At 45.6% G+C, this 21,507-nt stretch carries 15 protein-coding genes and 1 pseudogene; 7 read left to right on the plus strand and 9 right to left on the minus strand.

What is annotated here, in order from left to right:
- A pseudogene (locus tag L1D11_RS11605) lies at positions 1-236 on the minus strand (ISL3 family transposase); the annotation flags it as partial.
- Between the two features lie 146 nt (positions 237-382).
- Positions 383-1,051: a carbonate dehydratase gene (gene can, locus L1D11_RS11610; RefSeq protein WP_239833494.1), complete on the minus strand. Its 669-nt coding sequence runs from the start codon at positions 1,049-1,051 to the stop codon at positions 383-385.
- A gap of 286 nt (positions 1,052-1,337) precedes the next feature.
- On the opposite strand from can, the gene L1D11_RS11615 reads away from it, so the two are divergent.
- From L1D11_RS11615 to L1D11_RS11625, 3 genes are all read left to right on the plus strand, one after another.
- Positions 1,338-2,969 carry a SulP family inorganic anion transporter gene (locus L1D11_RS11615; protein ID WP_239833506.1) on the plus strand — a complete coding sequence of 544 codons (1,632 nt, stop codon included), beginning with the start codon at positions 1,338-1,340 and terminating at the stop codon, positions 2,967-2,969.
- A 318-nt stretch (positions 2,970-3,287) separates the two neighbouring features.
- Positions 3,288-4,205, plus strand: coding sequence for an ABC transporter ATP-binding protein (locus tag L1D11_RS11620; protein WP_239833495.1), 918 nt, complete (start codon positions 3,288-3,290; stop codon positions 4,203-4,205).
- Between the two features lies 1 nt (position 4,206).
- Entirely contained in the window at positions 4,207-4,977 is a 771-nt protein-coding gene (locus tag L1D11_RS11625; RefSeq protein ID WP_239833496.1) for an ABC transporter permease, read from the plus strand.
- 138 nt (positions 4,978-5,115) lie between these two features.
- On the opposite strand, the gene panC is transcribed toward L1D11_RS11625, so the two are convergent.
- From panC to sfsA, 7 genes are all read right to left on the minus strand, one after another.
- Positions 5,116-6,006, minus strand: a complete 891-nt coding sequence (gene panC, locus L1D11_RS11630; RefSeq protein ID WP_239833497.1) for a pantoate--beta-alanine ligase — start codon at positions 6,004-6,006, stop codon at positions 5,116-5,118.
- Between the two features lie 8 nt (positions 6,007-6,014).
- Positions 6,015-6,809, minus strand: a complete 795-nt coding sequence (gene panB / locus L1D11_RS11635) for a 3-methyl-2-oxobutanoate hydroxymethyltransferase (protein WP_239833498.1) — start codon at positions 6,807-6,809, stop codon at positions 6,015-6,017.
- A gap of 22 nt (positions 6,810-6,831) precedes the next feature.
- Positions 6,832-7,317, minus strand: coding sequence for a 2-amino-4-hydroxy-6-hydroxymethyldihydropteridine diphosphokinase (folK, locus tag L1D11_RS11640; protein ID WP_019819796.1), 486 nt, complete (start codon positions 7,315-7,317; stop codon positions 6,832-6,834).
- Positions 7,314-8,669 carry a polynucleotide adenylyltransferase PcnB gene (pcnB, locus tag L1D11_RS11645; protein WP_239833499.1) on the minus strand — a complete coding sequence of 452 codons (1,356 nt, stop codon included), beginning with the start codon at positions 8,667-8,669 and terminating at the stop codon, positions 7,314-7,316. Before pcnB ends, folK begins: the two co-directional genes overlap by 4 nt.
- 183 nt (positions 8,670-8,852) lie before the next feature.
- Complete coding sequence (gene gluQRS / locus L1D11_RS11650) at positions 8,853-9,728, minus strand: tRNA glutamyl-Q(34) synthetase GluQRS (protein WP_239833500.1); 876 nt, start codon at positions 9,726-9,728, stop codon at positions 8,853-8,855.
- Between the two features lie 190 nt (positions 9,729-9,918).
- Positions 9,919-10,365 carry an RNA polymerase-binding protein DksA gene (gene dksA / locus L1D11_RS11655; protein ID WP_004738189.1) on the minus strand — a complete coding sequence of 149 codons (447 nt, stop codon included), beginning with the start codon at positions 10,363-10,365 and terminating at the stop codon, positions 9,919-9,921.
- A gap of 135 nt (positions 10,366-10,500) precedes the next feature.
- On the minus strand, positions 10,501-11,226 hold the full coding sequence (gene sfsA, locus L1D11_RS11660) for a DNA/RNA nuclease SfsA (RefSeq protein ID WP_239833501.1): 726 nt from the start codon (positions 11,224-11,226) through the stop codon (positions 10,501-10,503).
- A 34-nt stretch (positions 11,227-11,260) separates the two neighbouring features.
- Here sfsA and hrpB point away from each other — a divergent pair, with 34 nt between their 5' ends.
- From hrpB to acnB, 4 genes are all read left to right on the plus strand, one after another.
- Positions 11,261-13,756 carry an ATP-dependent helicase HrpB gene (gene hrpB / locus L1D11_RS11665; protein ID WP_275665952.1) on the plus strand — a complete coding sequence of 832 codons (2,496 nt, stop codon included), beginning with the start codon at positions 11,261-11,263 and terminating at the stop codon, positions 13,754-13,756.
- Complete coding sequence (gene mrcB, locus L1D11_RS11670; protein ID WP_239833502.1) at positions 13,753-16,152, plus strand: penicillin-binding protein 1B; 2,400 nt, start codon at positions 13,753-13,755, stop codon at positions 16,150-16,152. The genes hrpB and mrcB overlap by 4 nt, the downstream gene beginning before the upstream one ends.
- A 38-nt stretch (positions 16,153-16,190) precedes the next feature.
- Positions 16,191-18,530, plus strand: a complete 2,340-nt coding sequence (locus L1D11_RS11675; RefSeq protein ID WP_239833503.1) for a patatin-like phospholipase family protein — start codon at positions 16,191-16,193, stop codon at positions 18,528-18,530.
- A 272-nt stretch (positions 18,531-18,802) separates the two neighbouring features.
- Complete coding sequence (gene acnB, locus L1D11_RS11680) at positions 18,803-21,391, plus strand: bifunctional aconitate hydratase 2/2-methylisocitrate dehydratase (RefSeq protein ID WP_239833504.1); 2,589 nt, start codon at positions 18,803-18,805, stop codon at positions 21,389-21,391.
- Positions 21,392-21,507 lie beyond the last annotated feature (116 nt).

The following is a 21,507-nucleotide window of genomic DNA, read 5'->3' on the forward strand; positions in this document are numbered from 1 at the left end:
CATTCATGACACTTAATTCTTCGTGTTTGAACCGAGAGCTCAACAGGAACACCGAGCAACATGGCCTCTTTTACATGACGCCATTGATACTCATGGATAGCCTCGGCCTCAAGACCACAAGGGCATTTTGCCTCAGAGTTAGGTTTAAGAGTCAGGGTAATAAGTGATGCTGTCTGGTGAGACTTTACTATTTTAAAGCCTTCCCAGAATGAAGATAGGAAAGTATGATTCGGCATGGAAACGGTAGTTTGTGTATGATTTTTGTTTGGCGACTAAACCCTATCACTTACTACCGTTTTTTTTGTTTTTAGTTCCCGCTAATCCGCGATGAACCTTAAAAAAGCCCGCTTGATGCGGGCTTTTTGTATTTTGATTGAGATAATTAGCTTTGTTGGCTAAGAAGAGGCGTCGTTAAGATTTTATTGATAGCTTCTAAGTGGCTGTTCTCTAGGGTATCGTTACTTGAGCAACGTACGCCAAGATCTTGCAATTTGCCATCGCCAATACCATAAACCACACCGTGGATTTCAACGTCTTGTCCACGCTCCCACGCATTTTGCATTATGGTTGAGTTGCCTAGGTTATAAACCTGTTCTGCGACGTTAATTTCGCATAACTTGTCACCCCATTGCTCACGAGGTAGCCCTTCGATTTGCTTACGGTATTTTAGGTAGTTGTCACGGATGTGAAGTAACCAGTTATTGATAAGGCCAAGTTTAGGGTTATCAATCGCCGCATTAACACCACCACAGCCATAGTGACCACAGACAATAATGTGTTTAACTTTGAGTACATCGACGGCGTACTGCACAACTGAGAGGCAGTTTAAGTCGGTATGAACCACTTGGTTGGCCACATTTCGGTGAACAAACAGTTCGCCAGAATACAAACCAGTGAGACGCTCGGCCGGAACACGGCTATCTGAGCAGCCTATCCATAGAAAACCGGGGCTTTGGCCCTCTTCAAGCGTTGTAAAATACTCAGGTCGTTGAGAGCGAATTTCTTCTGACCATTTAGAGTTGTTTTCAAAAAGCTGTTTAATCTCTGGCATTTTGCGTTTTACATCCCTTAATTAAGAATCTCAACTATACACAATGTTACAAATTCAATCTCGTAAAAACTGTGTCAAATAGTACTCATCTGACGTGTACTAGTCGTTAAAATCATTAACTTAGTGTAGAAGCTATGATCCGGTTATAAGACATGAATAATGTGATTGAATTAACACTTTCTGAACACTTGATACATTTGTTAAAGTGATAAGGTTTGTCATTTCATCATCAGGAAGGTGTGTTTTGTTTGGAAGTCGTTTTACGGATATCAATCTCAAAGGGGATATGTTTGGCGGTGTGACTACAGCCATCATCTCGTTACCTTTAGCGTTGGCATTTGGTGTTGCTTCCGGTGCGGGAGCTGAAGCTGGCTTGTGGGGCGCCATCATGGTTGGCCTATTTGCAGCATTGTTTGGTGGTTCGAGTAGTCTGATTTCTGAACCTACTGGCCCAATGACGGTGATCATGACAGCCGTAATGACGAGCATGGTAGCTAAATATCCTGAAACGGGTATGGCCATGACCTTTACTGTTGTGATGATGGCCGGTGCATTTCAGATATTACTTGGCACGTTAAAGTTAGGAAAATACGTTACTTTGATGCCATATAGCGTGATCTCCGGATTTATGTCGGGTATTGGCGTTATTCTGATCATCTTGCAGCTGTCTCCATTGTTAGGACATGCTGCTCCATCAGGTGGTGTAATGGGCACACTCTCTGCTTTGCCTGATACGCTAGCAAACTTAAAAGTGAGTGAGCTATTTCTAGGTGCACTGACGCTCGGTATTCTGTTTGGTTTCCCAGCTAAGTATCGTAAATATGTACCGGCGCAACTGGTCGCGCTTGTGGCCGTCACTCTGTTGTCAGTTATCTTTTTCGATACCGATTCTATTCGCCGTATTGGTGAAATCCCAGCCGGTCTGCCTTCTCTCGTTATCCCTACGATCAGCGCTGAACAATTCACTAAGATGGTTATTGATGCCTTAGTACTGGGTACTCTTGGCTGTATTGATACGCTTCTGACCGCGGTTATCGGAGATTCACTGACTCGTAAAGAGCATGATTCAGACAAAGAACTTCGCGGCCAAGGCATTGCGAATATGATCTCTGGTCTATTTGGTGCACTACCTGGTGCGGGTGCAACCATGGGGACCGTGACTAATATTCAGGTGGGGGCGCGTTCTCCGCTTTCTGGTGTGATCCGAGCTCTAGTATTAGCGCTCGTAGTATTGGTTGCAGGTGGGTTGACTGAACCTATCCCAATGGCGGTGCTGGCTGGTATTGCTATGTACGTTGGTTTCAACATTCTTGATTGGAGTTTCATTCAGCGTGCGCACAAGGTGAGTTATGCCGGTATGGGCGTGATGTACGGTGTAATGCTATTGACCGTATTCGTTGACCTGATCATCGCGGTCGGGCTGGGTGTGTTTATCTCGAATATCCTAATTATCGAAAGATTGAGCCGAGAGCAAGCTAGACAAGTTAAGGCGATCAGTGATGGTGATGATGAAGACGATATTCCATTGACTGATAGTGAACGCCAACTGCTTGATAATGCAAATGGTAAGGTTTTGTTCTTCTATCTATCAGGGCCGATGATCTTCAGTGTCTCAAAGGCTATTTCACGTCAGCACTCAAGTATCTCGGATTATGAAGCGATGATTCTAGACCTGACGGATGTGCCTATGATTGATGTCACTGTTGGCCTTGCGCTAGAGAATGCGATTAAAGATGCATTGGATGCGCAGTGTGAGGTGTACCTGCTGTGTCCTAATGAGAATACTCGTCTGCAACTAGAGAAGTTCCACGTAATTGACCTAGTGCCGGAATCGAACACTTATCGCTTCAGATATGAAGCCCTGACAGCGGCAACAAGCTATGTCGACAGAGATGAACATCAATTTGAGTCAGTTTAATTATTCTTTAATAAGATGACATGAATGAGCCATAGACGCTCAACTTATGACGGACCATTAATGCCGTTAAGTGAATAACTTAGCGGCATTTTTATATTTGTTGAACGCTGATTTCCTCTTCACCGTAGTTAACATTCTTACTTGTTCTCCAAAGAAACTCTCACACGATATTTGTATTAATCGTTATTCAACGATAAACTTGTTTGCAAAATGGCCGCGTACATTATCTTGAGCTAGTTTAACTGGTTCATTTCAGGTTTCGTTCTCTTCATCCTGTCCGGCTAACCACACTATTTATAGCAAATGGCAATCATCTCTATGTATGCATTAGAAATTGAGCAATTAAGAAAAACTTATGCTGGTGGCTTCGAGGCACTTAAAGGCATCAGTTTACAGGTAGCAAAAGGTGACTTTTACGCGCTTCTTGGTCCAAATGGTGCGGGTAAATCAACCACAATTGGTGTTATCTCTTCACTGGTAAATAAAACTTCAGGCAAGGTTCAAGTGTTCGGTTACGACATTGATACCGATCTGGAGTTGGCGAAGCAGAACTTAGGTCTAGTGCCTCAAGAGTTCAACTTTAACCCGTTCGAAACCGTCGAACAGATAGTGTTGCAACAGGCGGGCTATTACGGCGTGCCAAAAGCATTAGCGAAAGAACGAGCGAAAAAGTACCTATCTCAACTCGATTTGTGGGAAAAGCGTGGCGAACGTGCGAGAAACTTGTCTGGTGGTATGAAGCGTCGTTTGATGATCGCGCGTGCATTGATGCATGAACCTCATTTGTTGATCCTTGATGAACCAACAGCTGGCGTTGATATTGAACTGCGTCGTTCAATGTGGGAGTTCCTAAAAGAGATCAACGAAAAGCAGGGCATTACCATTATCTTGACGACGCACTACCTAGAAGAAGCAGAAATGTTGTGTCGTAACATTGGCATCATTAATCGCGGTGAGCTAATTGAGAACACAACAATGAAAGCGTTGTTGGGCAAGTTGAGTGCGGAGACCTTTATTTTGGATCTGGAAGTGGGGGCGACTGAACCTAAGCTTGAAGGCGTTAATAGCCAAGTGATGGTCAATGGCTCGCTAGAAATCGAAATCGACAAGAACCTAGGTTTGAATACCATCTTTGCTCAATTGAGCGAGCAACAGGTTAAAGTCCTCTCTATGCGTAACAAAGCAAACCGTCTAGAAGAGCTATTTGTAAGTATCGTCCGTGAAGGGAGTAAATAATATGTACAGCCTATATTGGACAGCTTTCTGCAGTTTGTTGACCAAAGAGATTAATCGCTTCACGCGCATCTGGGTGCAAACTTTGGTGCCACCAGCAATTACCATGACGCTTTACTTCATCATCTTCGGCAACCTGATTGGTGCGCGTATTGGTGAAATGAACGGCTTTAGCTACATGGAATATATTGTGCCCGGCCTGATCATGATGTCAGTGATCACCAACTCGTACTCCAACGTTGCTTCGTCGTTCTTTAGTGCTAAATTCCAGAAGAACATTGAAGAGTTGCTTGTAGCACCTGTTCCTAACTACGTGATTATCGCCGGCTTCGTAATGGGTGGTGTAGTTCGTGGCTTGTTAGTGGGTACCATAGTAACGTTCGTGTCGTTGTTCTTTGTCGACCTACAAGTTGACCATTGGGGCGTGATTATAGCGACGGTATTTTTAACTTCAGTTGTGTTCGCTCTGGGTGGCTTGATTAACGCTGTGTTCGCACGCACGTTTGATGATATCTCGATCATTCCGACCTTCATCCTGACGCCTCTGACTTATCTTGGCGGTGTGTTCTACTCGATCAGTCTATTACCTGAATTCTGGCAAGGTGTATCGAAGTTGAACCCTATCGTGTACATGGTTAACGCGTTCAGATATGGCTTCTTGGGTGTGTCTGATGTGGGTATTGTGACGTCGTTTGGTGTATTGGGTGTGTTTATCGTAGCGTTGTATGGCATTGCACACTACCTAGTGACTAAGGGTATCGGCTTACGCAGTTAATACCAGTCGTAGTAAATAACTGGTTACCCAGAATCGCAGGCAAAGAAAAAGGTCGATATTACATCGACCTTTTTTGTATCTTTCGTTTGTGCTTTTACTTCGCGTTAGGAGCTGGTCTACGTAAAGAGCAAAAAGCGATTACTCAGCGGTTTCTTCTTTCACTTCTTCTTTGGTTTCCGTTACCAAATCTAAAACTTGGTTGTCGATAAGGCGAGTCTTACCTAGGAAAGCCGACATTAGAATCACAGCTTGAGTCGATTCTGGAGTGATCGCTTGGAGCGTTTTCGCATCACAAATGAATATTTCATCTGGTTGCAGATCTGCAGCGCGTAGCTGGTCGGTTGCATCTTCAATCACTGATGCGTAGTCATCGCGACCACCACGAATAGCACTGCTGATCCAGCGCATAGTACGCGCTAGAACTGGCGCTCGTTGGCGCTCGTCAATCGTTAGGTTGCTATTGCGAGAGCTCATTGCTAAGCCATCCATTTCACGAACGGTCGCAACGCCCACAACTTTAATGTCCAACGCTAAGTCAGTGGTCATCTGGCGAATAACAGCAAGCTGCTGGAAGTCTTTTTTGCCGAAGCATGCAAAATCTGGCTGAACAATGTTAAACAGCTTGGTGACAATCGTCGCTACACCACGGAAGTGACCTGGGCGAGATGCACCTTCAAGCATGTGAGATATGCCTGGAACCTCAACAAACGTCTGTTTGTCTAATCCCTCTGGGTACATAACCTCTGGCGTGGGTGTAAATACTAACTCAACACCTTCACCTGTTAGTTTGCTTAAATCTGCTTCTAATGTGCGAGGATAGTTGTTTAGGTCGTCGGCACGGTCAAACTGCATTGGGTTTACAAAAATGCTTACCACTACAATGTCTGCTAGTTCACGAGCTTTCTTTACCAGAGTAAGGTGGCCTTCATGCAGGTTTCCCATTGTCGGTACAAAAGCAACCGTACGTCCATCACGCTTAAACTGTTTAATCTGCTCACGAAGAGCCGCTATTTCAGCAAAAGTTTGCATACTTACTCCTAAGCAATTGTATGAGCTTCATCAGGGAAGCGCGCGCTCTCTACTTCTTCTTTGTATAGAGCTACTGCCTTACGCATATCACCTGTTTCTGCTAGGAAATTCTTAGAGAACTTCGGCATGTAGTTCGCAGAAATACCGAACATGTCATGCATAACCAAGATCTGACCATCGGTAACATTACCTGCGCCGATACCGATTACTGGCACGTGACAAGCTTCTGTAATTCGTTTTGCCAATGAAGCTGGCACACATTCAAGTAGAACGATTTGAGCACCTGCGTTTTGTAGGGCGAGTGCGTCAGCAACCATTTTATCTGCTTGATCGTCGTCGCGACCTTGAACCTTGTAACCACCAAAGATGTTCACAGATTGAGGCGTTAAGCCTAAGTGCGCACATACTGGTACTGCGCGTTCTGTTAGCATTTTCACAGTATCAACCAACCAGCTTCCGCCTTCGATTTTTACCATGTTCGCGCCAGCACGCATCAAGGTAGCTGCGCTCTCACAAGCTTGCTCTGGCGTTGCGTAGCTCATGAAAGGCATGTCAGTCATAAGAAGACAGTTCGGGCTACCAGCACGCACTGAGCGCGTATGGTAAGCAATGTCTTCAACAGTTACTGGTAATGTATCGTTATGGCCTTGTAAAACCATACCCAGTGAATCACCGACAAGCAGAACTGGCATTTCTTGGCTTTCGAATAATTGAGCAAAGCTCGCATCATAAGCCGTCGAAGTCGCGAATTTACGGCCTTCACGTTTGCATTTGATCAGGTCGTTAATGGTTACTTTTTTCATTGGTTTTCCTTAATGCGCTTGGCTATTGTTGCCAAACATTGAGCCCGTTCTTATCTACTATTTTCAGTAGTTCTGTCAGCTCAGTCCCATCAGGGAGTTGTAAACTTGGTGCGATTTCAGCAAGCGGATAGAGTACAAACTCTCGTTCTTTCATTCCATAATGAGGAACGGTTAAGCGCTCTGAATCGATCACCTCATTGCCGTATAACACAATGTCGAGATCCAAGGTTCTTGGACCCCAACGTTCGTCTTTACGGACGCGCCCTTGCTCTAACTCGATCTTTTGAGTGCAATCAAGCAGTTCAATTGGCGTTAATTCGGTTTGGATAGCGACTACCGCGTTGATGTAGTCTGGTTGATTTTGCGGCCCCATTGGAGTGCTACTATATAGCTGAGAGGTCGCAATAAACGTTGATCGCGGTAGGCTTTTTAGCGTTTCGATAGCCAAATTTGCTTGGCTAACTGGGTCGGCAAGGTTGCTGCCGACCGCAATGTAAGCAGTTATCATTCGGATTGCTTACTCTTTTTGTTTCGGTAAGTCTTACGGCGACGATGGCCTGACTTTGATGGTGCAGCAACGTCGTTAGCCATTGCTTGACGCATGTTGCGACCTGCGGTCTGGTAACGCTCCCACCATTTTGCTAACTCTTTGGTTTCGCCACCTTCAATCTCCCCACGCATTTCTAGGAAATCGTAGCCTGCACGGAACTTGTTGAGCTCCATTAGACGAACAGCGCGTTTACCGTTGCGACGAGGCAGTCGAAGTTGCAGTTGCCAAACTTCGCGAATGGTTGCGGTGTGACGACGAGGAATAGCAATAGACTTTACTTGCTGATCAAGAATGATGTTACTCGCTTCCATGATCGCATCGTAGTGTGCCATACCCTGTTCAGCGACAAGTTTGTCTGCCAGCTTGTTCATTGGGTACCAAAGCATCGCTGCGAACATAAATGCTGGGTTTACTCGCTTACCATCTTCGATGCGAAGGTCGGTTGAATCGAGAACCAAATCAAGCATCTGCTCTGTGTGAGAGTCGTAATCTTCTGTGAAGTGTTCTGCTACTGCTGGGAACATATGTTGGAATAGATTGTACTCGCGCATCAGGTGGTAGGTTTCTAAACCGTGACCTGATTGCAGTAATTTTAGAGACTCTTCGTAAAGGCGCGCTGCTGGGATGTCTTTTAGAAGGTGCGCCAAACCTTCAATTGGGTCAGCGGTGTCTTCTTCAATATCGAAATCCAGCTTCGCCGAGAAACGCATTGCACGTAGCATACGTACAGGGTCTTCACGGTAGCGTGTCTCTGGATCGCCAATTAGACGGATCAGCTTGTCTTCTAAATCTTCTACACCACCTGCGTAATCGTGGATGCTGTAGTCTGCAATGTTGTAGTACATCGCATTGATAGTGAAATCGCGACGCTCTGCATCTTCATCAACACTGCCGTACACGTTGTCGCGTAATAGCATGCCTTCTTTCGATTGTGCAGATACGTTTTTAGATGGTTCTTGATGGTGACCTCGGAAAGTTGCCACCTCAATGATGTCACGACCAAACATGATGTGTGCCAAGCGGAAACGGCGACCGATTAGGCGGCAGTTTCGGAACAGGTTCTTGATCTGCTCTGGCGTAGCGTTGGTCGCAATATCAAAATCTTTTGGTTGAGAGCCAAGTAAGATATCACGCACACCACCACCGACTAAAAATGCGTCAAAACCCGCACCATTCAGGCGATATAGTACTTTTAGTGCGTTATCGCTGATCTGCTTACGTGAAATATTGTGCTCTTGGCGAGTATAAATATTCAGTGCTAGTTCGTGGAATCCGCGTTGTTCGCTTGGGGTATTGTCGTTTGTATTCATTAGTTTAGAACAAAGTAGGTATCGCCAACTTTGTTTTTCTCTTAGTCCAAAGTGGTAGTGCAGAGTTTAATTGCGGCTAATAATAGCTTAGCGCGAGCCATTTGAGAACATCGTCTGCTTAACCACAGTGGTTGGTTATGGCATTTTTGTGTGTCGTTTGTACTATTTGCCGTGAGTTTTGAGCTAATTGCAGTGTTGTTTTTGTAAACTATCAGGTAATTGAGCAACGTTCCATTGCTGGCAGCCCCATGCCAATATCTCATCGATTGAAGCCTCACAAACGTCATTAGGAACTTCAAAACCTAAGAACTGCATGGCATTGAGCAGTGTTGGTTTAGGGTTATCGAGGTCAATAGCCGTGGCGTGGTTCTGCTTTGATAGTTTATTGCCAGACGCATCGGTCACTAATGGCAAGTGTAAGTAGCTCACTGTATTTTGCTTCAGTGTCTTATAAAGACTAATTTGGCGGCCTGTCGGTTCGATGAGATCAGCGCCTCTTACCACCTCAGTTACGCCTTGCTCGATATCATCAAGTACCACGGCCAAGTTATAAGCAAACAAGCCATCGCGGCGTTTGATGATGAAATCTTCTTTAGCCAATGCTTTAGGGATTTGAATGGTGCCATGGCGAACATCGTCGAATGACTCGATTGGGAAATCCATACATAAACGCACAGCTTGCTCGCCAGTATCAATTAACCCAGCCTGTCGACAATGGCCATTATAGAAACCACCCAAGGCTTTTATCTGTTTGCGCGTGCATTGGCAGTAGTAGGCCTGGTTGTCAGTCACCCATTGATCAATTTGTGCTTGGTATAGGTCGTGTCGTTGGCTCTGATAAATGACTTTGCCATCCCAAAATAGGTGGTAAGCCTCAAGCGTCTTAAGAATCAGGTCTGCAGCGCCAGCCATCTCTCTTGGCGGATCTAGGTCTTCCATGCGGACTAACCATTGTCCCTGATGAGACTTTGCTTGGAAGTAGCTGCCAAGAGCAGCAACCAGTGAGCCAAAATGAAGAGGACCTGACGGTGATGGTGCAAAGCGCCCGATATAATTCATATGTGAACAACCTAATCTAGAGGATACCGCAGTAGCCGATTTTTAAGACGTTTAATGTATTTCATACATGCAGCGAGTACTTCTGCTGTTTAGCACTCGTTTTAACACTGCTCATTGCTATCTAAGGTATCTCGCTTAGGCAGCAAACAAAAAAGGGAGCCAAAGCTCCCTTTCTTTACATCCGCAAGTATTAACCTTGCATTTGTTTCTCTTTGATCTCTGCAAGTGTTTTACAGTCAATACAAAGGTCAGCAGTTGGACGAGCTTCAAGGCGACGAATGCCAATCTCGATACCGCAAGAATCACAGAAGCCGAAATCATCTTCTTCGATCTTGTCTAGTGTCTTCTCAATTTTCTTGATTAGACGACGCTCACGGTCACGGTTACGTAGCTCTAGGCTGAATTCTTCTTCTTGAGAAGCACGGTCAACTGGGTCTGGGAAATTCGCTGCTTCGTCCTGCATGTGGTGCACAGTACGATCAACTTCTTCCCTGAGCTGGTTGCGCCAAGCTGCTAAAATTTTTGTAAAATGTTCCGTTTGCTCAGGTGACATGTATTCTTCACCTGGCTTTTCTTGGTACGGTTCAACACCTGCGATGGCTAGGATGCCTAGCGCTTTTTTCTTAGATTCTGGCATACAGCATCTCCTATTTACACCTAGTCAACTGCAAAGCAGCTAATTTTAAGGCGGGTATCTATAGCAGAAAGAACGAATGGTGGCAAATACTCTTATTCAAACTTGCAATCAATGTGATTTGTTCAACATCTTTGTTCAGTTACTGATAAATTCAACAGATTGTTTTAGTTGTATTTGAGTACTGCTGAGCTCTGCTTTGTAGCAAAGCACTTCAACTCCAGCGTCTTGTGCTTGTTTTAGTAATAACGAATATTTGGCGTCTATATGGTGTGCCGCAGACACTTTTTCAATACCTGAATGTAAAACAGTGAATAAAAGTACGGCTCTATTTCCAGATTCGACCATTTCTGTGAGTTCACGCAGATGTTTTTGGCCTCTGGTTGTCACCGCATCAGGGAAAAAACCTTGCCCCTCAGTTGAGGTCTCTTGTTCATCGAGTAAGGTGATGCTTTTTACTTCGATATAGCAAGGCGGCTTTTCGTTATCTTCAAGCAGAATGTCAATTCGACTATTCTCGCTACCATATTTCACTTCGGTTCGTAACGCGTTATAACCTAAGAGTTCAACTATAGTCTTATTTTCAATTGCTTCCACTGCTAGCTGGTTTGCTCGCGCAGTATTTACACAAATCCGGTGACCTTTGTCCGTTTCTGAGATCTCCCAGCTGTTTGGGTACTTTCTTTTTGCATTATCGGAGGTTGAATACCACACCGTATTACCCGGAGTCGCGCATCCTGTCATCGCTCCAGTATTGGCACAGTGAATAGTACGCTCGCTGCCGTCGGGAAGTTTGATGTCAGTGAGGAAACGTTTGTAGCGTTTGATAAGAGTCGCTGACTCTAATGGCGGATTGAACTGCATATTACTTATTTAGACGGGTAGGTTTTTATGTACAATGTTGCCAACATTACACCACAAGGTTCTCCCATTGCCACAACTGCCCATAGAAGCTGTGATGCCAGATTTGCTCGCTGGCGTAGAAACACACACTCAACTTATTCTAAAGGCCGCTCCCGGTGCGGGTAAGTCAACATTCTTCCCTTTACAGTTAGTTAAGACCAACGCCGTTCAAGGCAAAATCATCATGCTTGAACCAAGGCGGTTGGCTGCAAGAAATATTGCCACTTACTTAGCGAGCCAATTGGGAGAAAAAGTCGGGGAGAGCGTCGGTTTTAGAGTTCGTGGTGAATCTAAAACCAGCAGTGCAACTCGCTTGGAGATCGTTACCGAAGGGATCATGACCAGAATGATCCAAACTGACCCAGAACTCACCGGGGTCGATATGGTGATCTTCGATGAATTCCATGAGCGCAGTATTCATGCGGATACGGCATTGGCGTTTAGCTTGGAGATCCAAGAAGCGCTACGTGACGATCTGAAAGTGATAGTGATGTCGGCCACTTTAGATCAACAAGCTCTGCAGTCCTTGTTGCCAAAGGCTAAGTATGTTGAGTCGCAAGGTCGCACTTTTCCGGTTGAATGCCGTTACCAGCCTTTGGGTACTAATGATTACTTGGCACCTAAAATGGCTAACGTGATTCGTTCTTTAATGGAGAAGGAGTCGGGGTCACTATTGGCGTTCCTGCCTGGAGTCTCTGCAATAAAGCAGGTGGAAACTCAGTTAGAAAACTTAGCCAGTGATATTGATGTTTGTCCTTTATACGGGCAACTCAGCTTTCCTCAACAGCAGAAAGCGATCGCGCCATCAGAGAAAGGGCGTCGAAAGGTGGTATTGGCCACCAATATCGCGGAAACCTCTTTGACTATCGAAGGTATTCGATTAGTAGTGGATTCAGGGCTTGAAAGAGTCGCTAAGTTTGATTTGAAAACTGGTATCACCAAGCTCGAGCAAGTCAAAATTTCGCAATCTTCTGCTGAGCAGCGTGCGGGGCGTGCTGGGCGAATTGAAGAAGGGCTGTGCGTTCGTTTGTACAGCGAAACGCAGTTAATGCAGCAACCCGCTGTACCAGAGCCTGAGATTCTCCATTCAGACCTCTCCTCGCTGGTGGCAGAGTTGACCCAATGGGGCGCAGTAAATGCGGATGAATTGCAATGGCTCGATGTTCCACCACGAGCCTCTATTGAGCAAGCTAAGCAACTGCTGCAAAGTCTTGAGCTATTAGACACTCATGGTCAATTTACCCCGCTAGGTAAGCAAGCGCAGCGATTAGGTCTTGAGCCGCGAATTGCAAGCATGCTGATTAAAGCGCAGCAGGGCAAAGCCTTGTTGAATGTTGCTATTGTTGCTGCCGCTTTATTGGAAGAACCAGAGCGCAATGTCACGGATATTCAGCATTCGCTACATAGGCTAAAACAAAGAAAGCACTCGAAAAATAGCGTTGTGATGCAGCGAGCGAAAAATCTCGCTAGCAAACTGAATCATCACTTAGATTTGTCACAACTTGACGAATCATTGCTACCATTGGTGCTTTGTTTTGCATTCCCTGACCGAATAGCTCAAGCAAGAAGTGCCAACAGTAATGCTTTTCTGTTAGCGAACGGCCACGGTGCAGAGGTGCGCGATGACGATCCATTGGCAAACAATGAATATATCGTGGTGATTGATTTGATGCGTAGCACTGGGCGTGCTAGTCAGATTTTCTTAGCGACGCCCGTTGATATTGCACAGTTAGAAGAAGCATTCCCTAAGCTTTTTGTTATTTCAGATTATGCTGACTGGGACGAAAAACGAGGCCGTTTAGTCGCAGAGCAAAGAGTGACTTTGGGTAAACTGGTTATAAGCACCAAGGCTTTACCTGCTCCTGATGCAAGTCAGATTAGCCAAGCGCTGTTGAATTACATCGCTCGATGTGGACTGGACCGTTTAAATTGGACGCCATCGGCGAAGCAACTTGTTGAACGCGTGCGCTGCGCTCAACTTTGGATGCCGGAGCATGACTGGCCAGAAATGGACGATGCGAGCTTAGTTGAACATCTTGATACTTGGCTATCGCCGTATTTGAATGGCATTAAATCTGCGAAAGGGCTGTCAAGCGTTTCGATTGAGCAGGCGCTTTCAGCCTATCTTGGTTGGCCTCTAAATCAAGAGATTGACCAGTGGTTGCCAACCCATTACGTGATGCCTACAGGCAGTAAAAAGGCGATCCGATACCAGTATCAATCTGAACCCGTGATCTCGGTTCGAATGCAAGAGGTCTTTGGTGAGCAAGACTCACCATTGATAGCCCAAGGGCGTAAAAAGGTTGTGCTTGAATTACTTTCTCCTGCACAGCGACCATTACAAATTACTCAGGATTTAGCTGGCTTTTGGGCTGGCGCGTACAAAGAAGTGCAAAAAGAGATGAAAGGCCGTTACCCAAAACATCCTTGGCCCGATGACCCTGCTAACCATGTTGCAACCACTAAAACCAAACGACAGTTGAACCGATGATGACCAAAATGTTAACGCCAAAAAAGGCACCACCTAAAAAAGCGCCAGCAAAGAAGTCACCAGCGACCAAAGCGAAACCAAGAAAGCCGAGAGCGGCCGCTAAGAAAGGCAAGTCGAAAGCGAAAAAGACGGGCAACAGAGGTTGGTTAAAGATCCTATGGGGCATCGCGTGGAAGGCTGGCTTAGCACTGGCTGCCTTGCTGTTGTTTGTCGGTATCTACCTAGACTCCGTAGTGAAGCAGCGCTTTGAGGGCCAGTTATTTGATTTACCAACGGTCGTTTATGCGCGTGTGTTGGATTTATCTCCTGGTACTCAGATTAGCCTTGTTCAGGTGAAGAATGAACTGGATGTGCTGAATTACCGTAAGGTTAGCTCTCCTCGTCATCCTGGTGAGTATTCCTCTTCATCAACTAAAATTGAGATGATTCGCCGTCCGTTCGAGTTTGTCGATGGGCCGGAAGCCGATCGTCACGTGATGCTGCACTTCAATGGTAACGAGTTAACTCGTATTCAGTCGCTAGAGAAGAAAGGCGACATGGGGTATTTGCGTGTTGAACCTAAGATGTTGGGTATGCTTGAGAAAAGCAATGATGAGCAACGTCTGTTCCTAAAACGTAACCAGTTCCCTGAAGTGATGGTCGATGCTCTGCTGGCGACGGAAGATAGAAACTTCTACCAGCACGATGGGGTTTCACCTTTGGCGATTGCTCGTGCAATGGTGGTTAACGTTAAGGCAGGGCGCACTGTACAAGGTGGTAGTACACTGACACAGCAGCTCGCGAAAAACCTGTTCTTATCTAGTGAACGTACGCTTTGGCGTAAGATTCGTGAGGCCTATATCGCGCTTATCTTGGATCATCGTTACAGCAAAGACCGTATTTTAGAGGCTTACTTAAACGAGGTTTACTTAGGCCAAAATGGCGGTGAAGCGATTCACGGTTTTGGTTTGGCTTCGCGTTTGTACTTCGGCCAACCGATTCAAGAATTGCGTATTGACCAGTTAGCCTTGCTGGTGGGTATGGTGAAAGGGCCATCGTATTACAACCCAGTTCGCTACCCAGAGCGCGCAAAAACTCGACGCGATCTGGTTCTTCGCTTGTTGATGCAACAAGATATTTTGACCCCAAGACAATATGAAGAAGCAGCAAGCCGTGATTTGGACATTCAAGACAATCCGCGCATTGCCAGCCGTCAGCCTGCGTATTTCCAACAGGTCAACATCGAGCTGAAAAAGTACGTTGGTGATAGGTTCCAAGCGAAGAAAGGAATACGTGTTTTCACCTCTTTGGACCCGGTTTCACAAGACAAGCTAGAGAAGTCGATTGCTCGCAAGGTACCTGAACTTTCGAAAACGGCAGGTGATAAATTAGAGGCTGCAGCGATCGCGGTAGATAGAAATACCGGTGAAATCCGAGCAATGGTCGGTGGTAAGCGTACTGGCTATGACGGCTTTAACCGTGCATTGAATGCAAGCCGACCTATCGGTTCATTGGTGAAACCAGCGGTTTATTTGACTGCACTTGAGCAGCCAGAAAAGTACACATTGGCAACGACCTTGATGGATACGCCACTTAGCTTAAAAGGCAGTAAGGGCAGTGTATGGAGCCCGAGAAACTTCGACCGAAAGTTCCGCGGCGAAGTGCCTTTATACGTGGCATTGTCTAAGTCCTATAACGTACCAACGGTACGTCTAGGGATGCAGTTAGGGATTGATAAGGTTTCCGATACTATAGGTAAATTGGGTGTCGATAAAAATGAGATTCGCCCAGTGCCATCGATGTTTTTGGGGGCGTTCTCTCTAACACCGTTCCAAGTGTCTCAGATGTTCCAAACGATCACCAACTCAGGTCGTATTGCACCTTTGTCTGCGCTTCGTTCTGTGGTTGATAGTGACGGTGAGGTTTTATACCAATCTATCCCTCGCGTATCGCAGCGCGTTGATCAGCAAGCCGCTTGGCTAACCACTTACGCAATGAAACGCGGTGTATCTGAAGGTACAGGTCGATTCCTACAGAACCAGTTTGCATGGGCAGGACTAGCCGGTAAAACAGGTACCAGTAATGACAGCCGCGACAGTTGGTTTGTAGGTGTTGACGGGCGCGAAGTAACAACCATCTGGCTTGGACGTGATGATAATAAACCGACTAAGCTTACTGGTTCTAGTGGTGCATTACGTGTCTACGCTGATTACTTGAAGCAGAGAACGCCTGAACAGTTACTACTGCCTTGGCCAAACGGAATCGCAACCGCGAGTTTCACTCGTACGTCTGACGGTGCGTTGGAATTTGATTGTGATGGCGCAGTTAAATTGCCGGTTTGGGATGAAAATGGAAACCTTAAAAAGGGTTGTGAAAGTCAACCAAAACAGTGGCTAAAAAAGCTTTTTCAATGGTAAAGTCATAACAGAAAACAATGACAAGGATAGCTTAAATAATGATTTCTCGTTGGTTAGTGAGCGGCTTAGGTATGGTCGGTATTGTGATCAGCTTTCAACTGTTCGCAGCGACCGCGACGCAGGTTGATTTATCCGAACATGTTGAACTTGAACAAGATCATAAGAGGCCAACGGTCGCTGTTGTTCTCGCAGGTGGCGGTGCAAAAGGCGCTGCTCATATTGGCGTACTTAAAGCTCTCGAAGAGATGCAAATTCCGGTTGATTACATTACTGGTACCAGTATGGGTTCATATGTTGGCGGTCTTTATGCGACAGGTATGAGCGCAGAGGAGATTGAAAGCTTTATCTATACGGTAGATTGGAATCATGGTTACCGTGACCGTGTAAACCGCAGTGATCGTCGTGTACGAGATAAAGAGTATGAAGATCGTTATCAACTGAATACCGATCTTGGTTTAGGTTGGGGAGAAATTAAAGCCAAAAAAGGCGTGGTTCAAGGCCAGAATATGCTGCGTATTCTGCGTGAAACAACAGGTAACCTGTCGCCACTCGACTCTTTTGACGATCTTGCTATTCCTTATCGCTCCGTCGCAACCGACATTATTAAACTAGAGGAAGTGGTCATTGATCATGGGCACCTAGTGGATGCCATGATGGCCAGTATGTCGGTACCCGGCGCGCTTCCCCCTTATTCCCTAGATGGTCGAATGTTGGTTGATGGCGGTGTCACTAATAATATGCCGGTTGATGTTGCCAGAGCGATGGGTGCTGACATCGTGATCGCCGTTGATATCAGTTCAAATTATAAAGACAAAGAGGACTTTACAACCTTTTTGGCGGCTGCCGAACAACTCTCTAACTACCTTGTTCGTCGTAGTACTCAAGAGCAAGCGGAAACATTGACCGATGACGATGTTTTCCTGCGCCCTGATGTTGGGCAAATGGATACAACTGAATTTGATAAGATGCCGGCTGCCTATCAAGCGGGTTATAACGCTGCGATCCAGAATCGCTTTGAACTCTCCAAACTGTCACTCTCCAACGCAGATTATCAGAAGTATATCGAGCATAAGCAACAAGCTCGAAAGCAGCTAAAACATGGCGACAAGACTGTCGTCGATAGGGTTGTCATCAACAACAATACTCACTATTCAGATAAGTTGCTCGAAAACCGTTTAGACCTAGATTCTGGTAAGATCCTAAAGACCAGAGAAATTGAATCTAAAGTGCAAGATCTCTATGCACTTGATAGATTTGAGTTGGTTACTTATGAGTTTGATTATGTTGGAGGTGAAGAGCAACTTCAAGTCGATGTGAACGAAAAGTCTTGGGGGCCAAATTACCTTAATTTTCGATTCTTCCTCGAAGATGATTTCTCAACTACGAGCCAATATTCTATTGGTGTCTCTGCCAATTTTACCGATATCAACTCACACGGTGCTGAGTTAAGAACGAATTTAGAGATGGGTACGGATAAACGAATTGAGGCGGAAATATACTCGCCATTCTTTTCTAGTCAAAAATTGTTCACTTCAGCATCGGTTGTTTACAGTAAGCAGAATCGAAACTTGCCAGCGGTTGAGGATGAAATTGGAGAGCCAACACTGGACGCAACGAAAGACTACTTTCCTATGACTTATAGCGAATATGTCGGTGAATTAGCATTAGGCTATCAACCTACCTTGTGGCAGGAGCTGAAATTTGGTGTTCGTTATACTGATGGGGATGTTGAAGTATCGTCGCTACCTTCATTGGGCAGCGGCGGTTACAAGCGTATTGGTGGGTTCATTGGTTACCGACTGGATACTTTGGATAACTTCAGCCTACCGACCAAGGGTTACTTTGTAGATTTAGAGTACCTTGTCTCTCATGATGATTTTGAGAATGACAGCTCTGTTGGTGAATCGGATTTAACGTCTGAGAGTGATACGGTTTATGAGTTTTCGGCTAATTTAATGGCTGCAAAGAGTATCGATAAGCATACTTTAGTCGGAAAGGTCGATTACGGTATTGTAGAGAGTAAGAACTCCATTTTCCCTATTGATCCCAAAGAGCTTGGTGGCTTTTTAAACCTGTCAGGTATTCCAAGGAATAGTATGATCGGTCAGAACTTGGCCTATACGAGCCTTATCTATCGTTACAAGTGGTTTGAAAATGACTTCGGCCTCTTTAAATCACCGTTCTACGTGGGCGCATCCATTGAGTATGGTGGCGTTTGGTCGAACAATGATTTGAAGCTTAATAAAGCACCAATGTATACCGCGGGCTCGGTTTTCGCTGGTGTCGACTCCCCAATTGGGCCAATCATCTTGGCTTATGGACGCACGGAAGATAACTTCGATTCGGTTTACTTGATTGTTGGTACGTCTTACAAATAATCATGCGTAGAGTCGTCATTTTAGTGCGTAAATAGCCAAAAATAGTGGGACTTTCGTCTTAACTTGCTATGTTGGTCAAAATGATAAGATTTTAATTTAACGTTAAATTTGCTATTCTACCGCCCACAGTTTGGCCTCTATGACGCCGCTCATCAATACAAATTGAATGACAAAAATGGCAATGGAGAGCCAAGTTTCCAAGGATGTTCACTTCTTTATTTTACTAACAATTATGAAGGTGAGAAGTGAACCGCAATGAGAGGAAAAAAGTCGTGCTTGAAGCCTACCGTAAACACGTCGAAGAACGTGCTGCCGAAGGAGTTGTTCCAAAACCACTAGATGCTGAGCAGGTAGCTGGCCTAGTTGAACTTCTGAAGACCCCACCTCAAGGTGAAGAAGAGTTTATTCTTGACCTACTAGAAAACCGCATTCCACCAGGCGTAGATGAAGCTGCCTATGTAAAAGCGGGCTTCCTAACGGCTATCACTAAAGGTGAAGTAGCATCTCCGCTAGTAAGCAAAGCAAAAGCTGCAGAGTTGCTTGGTACTATGCAAGGTGGTTACAACATCGAATCTCTAGTATCTCTACTTGATGATGCTGAGCTTGCTCCAATCGCTGTGAAAGCACTGTCTCACACTTTACTGATGTTTGATGCGTTCTACGATGTAGAAGAGAAAGCAAAAGCTGGTAACGAATCAGCTCAACAAGTCCTTCAATCTTGGGCTGATGCTGAATGGTTCACAGCGAAAGACAAAGTCGCTGAAAAAATCACAGTAAAAGTATTCAAAGTCACTGGTGAAACGAACACTGATGACCTATCTCCAGCACCTGATGCATGGTCACGTCCAGATATCCCAGTACACGCAAAAGCGATGTTGAAGATGGAACGTGATGGCATCAACCCAGATCAACCAGGTACAGTTGGCCCAATATCTCAAATTGAAGAACTGCAAAAAGACGGCATTCAGCTTGCTTACGTAGGTGATGTTGTTGGTACAGGTTCTTCTCGTAAGTCTGCGACAAACTCAGTACTTTGGTTCATGGGTGAAGATATCCCGTTCGTACCAAACAAGCGCACTGGCGGTGTTTGTCTTGGTGGTAAAATTGCTCCAATCTTCTACAACACGATGGAAGATTCAGGTGCACTGCCTATCGAACTAGACGTACAAAACATGAACATGGGTGATGTTATCGACATCTTCCCATACGAAGGCGTTGTACGTAAAAACGGTGAAGAGATCTCTAGCTTTGAGCTAAGCAAAGTACTGCTTGATGAAGTTCGTGCTGGTGGTCGTATTCCACTTATCATCGGTCGTGGCCTAACAGGTCGTGCTCGTGCTTCTCTTGGTCTAGAAGAAACAGACCTATTTGCTAAGCCAGTTGATCCATCGGCATCTGATAAAGGCTACACACTAGCTCAGAAGATGGTTGGTAAAGCATGTGGTGTTGAAGGCGTTCGCGCGGGTCAATACTGTGAGCCTAAGATGACGACAGTAGGTTCTCAAGATACTACTGGCCCTATGACGCGTGATGAGCTTAAAGACCTTGCGTGTCTTGGCTTCTCTGCTGATCTAGTGATGCAGTCTTTCTGTCACACATCGGCATACCCGAAACCAGTTGACGTTAACACGCACCACACGCTACCTGATTTCATCATGAACCGTGCAGGTGTTTCTCTGCGTCCTGGTGATGGTGTTATCCACTCATGGCTAAACCGTATGCTTCTTCCTGATACTGTAGGTACAGGTGGTGACTCACATACTCGCTTCCCTCTAGGTATCTCATTCCCTGCAGGTTCTGGCCTAGTTGCATTTGCGGCAGCAACAGGTGTTATGCCTCTTGATATGCCTGAGTCTATCTTGGTTCGCTTTAAAGGTGAAATGCAACCGGGTATCACGCTACGTGACCTAGTACATGCAATTCCTCTATACGGCATCAAGCAAGGTCTACTAACAGTAGAGAAAGCAGGTAAGATCAACGAATTCTCTGGTCGTGTACTAGAAATCGAAGGTGTTGAGCACCTGTCTGTTGAGCAAGCGTTTGAGCTTTCTGATGCATCTGCTGAGCGTTCAGCGGCTGGTTGTACCGTTAAGTTGTCTCAAGAGTCTATCGAAGAGTACCTGAACTCAAACATCGTTATGCTTAAGTGGATGATCGCTGAAGGCTACGGTGATGTTCGTACTATCGAGCGTCGTATTACGGCAATGGAAGAGTGGCTAGCGAACCCTGAGTTGCTGTCTGCCGATTCAGATGCGGAATACGCTCACGTTATCGAAATCGATCTTGCTGACATCGACCAGCCAATCCTATGTGCACCAAACGATCCAGATGATGCTCGTCTTCTTTCTGACGTTCAAGGTACAGAAATCCAAGAAGTGTTCATCGGTTCTTGTATGACTAACATCGGTCACTTCCGTGCTGCAGGTAAGATGCTTGAAGAGTTCAACGGCTCGCTAAGCACTCGTCTATGGGTGGCTCCGCCAACTAAGATGGATAAAGACCAGCTAACAGAAGAAGGCTACTATGGTATCTTCGGTCGTGCTGGGGTTCGCATCGAAACTCCGGGTTGTTCACTATGTATGGGTAACCAAGCGCGTGTTGCAGACAAATCGACAGTAATGTCTACGTCTACTCGTAACTTCCCGAACCGTTTGGGTACAGGTGCTAACGTTTACCTAGCATCTGCTGAACTTTCTGCGGTAGGTGCGATTCTAGGTCGTATCCCAACGAAAGAAGAGTACCTAGAGTATGCGGATAAGATCAATGCAACGGCTGCCGATACATACCGTTACCTGAACTTCCATAAAATGGGTCAGTACACGGAGAAAGCGGACACGGTTATTTTCCAAGAACCAGCCTAGTTCCTCGTCATATTTGTAGCGGCAGCGTTGTTGACGGCGTACGTTCACCGGATCGCCGGCCGCCCTAATCGCATAGAGCTTCTATGCTCATAGGGATGAACGTACTTGTCGCCTAG

This window comes from Vibrio sp. Isolate32 (genome assembly GCF_022397955.1).
GTDB lineage: Bacteria > Pseudomonadota > Gammaproteobacteria > Enterobacterales > Vibrionaceae > Vibrio.

What these genes read in the sequence shown, in the direction of transcription:
- pcnB (WP_239833499.1), bottom strand. Translation starts at nt 8,669, where the DNA reads ATGAATACAAACGACAATACCCCAAGCGAACAACGCGGATTCCACGAA.
- can (WP_239833494.1), bottom strand. Translation starts at nt 1,051, where the DNA reads ATGCCAGAGATTAAACAGCTTTTTGAAAACAACTCTAAATGGTCAGAA.
- L1D11_RS11675 (WP_239833503.1), top strand. Translation starts at nt 16,191, where the DNA reads ATGATTTCTCGTTGGTTAGTGAGCGGCTTAGGTATGGTCGGTATTGTG.
- L1D11_RS11625 (WP_239833496.1), top strand. Translation starts at nt 4,207, where the DNA reads ATGTACAGCCTATATTGGACAGCTTTCTGCAGTTTGTTGACCAAAGAG.
- panB (WP_239833498.1), bottom strand. Translation starts at nt 6,809, where the DNA reads ATGAAAAAAGTAACCATTAACGACCTGATCAAATGCAAACGTGAAGGC.
- sfsA (WP_239833501.1), bottom strand. Translation starts at nt 11,226, where the DNA reads ATGCAGTTCAATCCGCCATTAGAGTCAGCGACTCTTATCAAACGCTAC.
- gluQRS (WP_239833500.1), bottom strand. Translation starts at nt 9,728, where the DNA reads ATGAATTATATCGGGCGCTTTGCACCATCACCGTCAGGTCCTCTTCAT.
- hrpB (WP_275665952.1), top strand. Translation starts at nt 11,261, where the DNA reads ATGTTGCCAACATTACACCACAAGGTTCTCCCATTGCCACAACTGCCC.
- L1D11_RS11620 (WP_239833495.1), top strand. Translation starts at nt 3,288, where the DNA reads ATGTATGCATTAGAAATTGAGCAATTAAGAAAAACTTATGCTGGTGGC.
- L1D11_RS11615 (WP_239833506.1), top strand. Translation starts at nt 1,338, where the DNA reads ATGTTTGGCGGTGTGACTACAGCCATCATCTCGTTACCTTTAGCGTTG.
- mrcB (WP_239833502.1), top strand. Translation starts at nt 13,753, where the DNA reads ATGATGACCAAAATGTTAACGCCAAAAAAGGCACCACCTAAAAAAGCG.
- panC (WP_239833497.1), bottom strand. Translation starts at nt 6,006, where the DNA reads ATGCAAACTTTTGCTGAAATAGCGGCTCTTCGTGAGCAGATTAAACAG.
- folK (WP_019819796.1), bottom strand. Translation starts at nt 7,317, where the DNA reads ATGATAACTGCTTACATTGCGGTCGGCAGCAACCTTGCCGACCCAGTT.
- dksA (WP_004738189.1), bottom strand. Translation starts at nt 10,365, where the DNA reads ATGCCAGAATCTAAGAAAAAAGCGCTAGGCATCCTAGCCATCGCAGGT.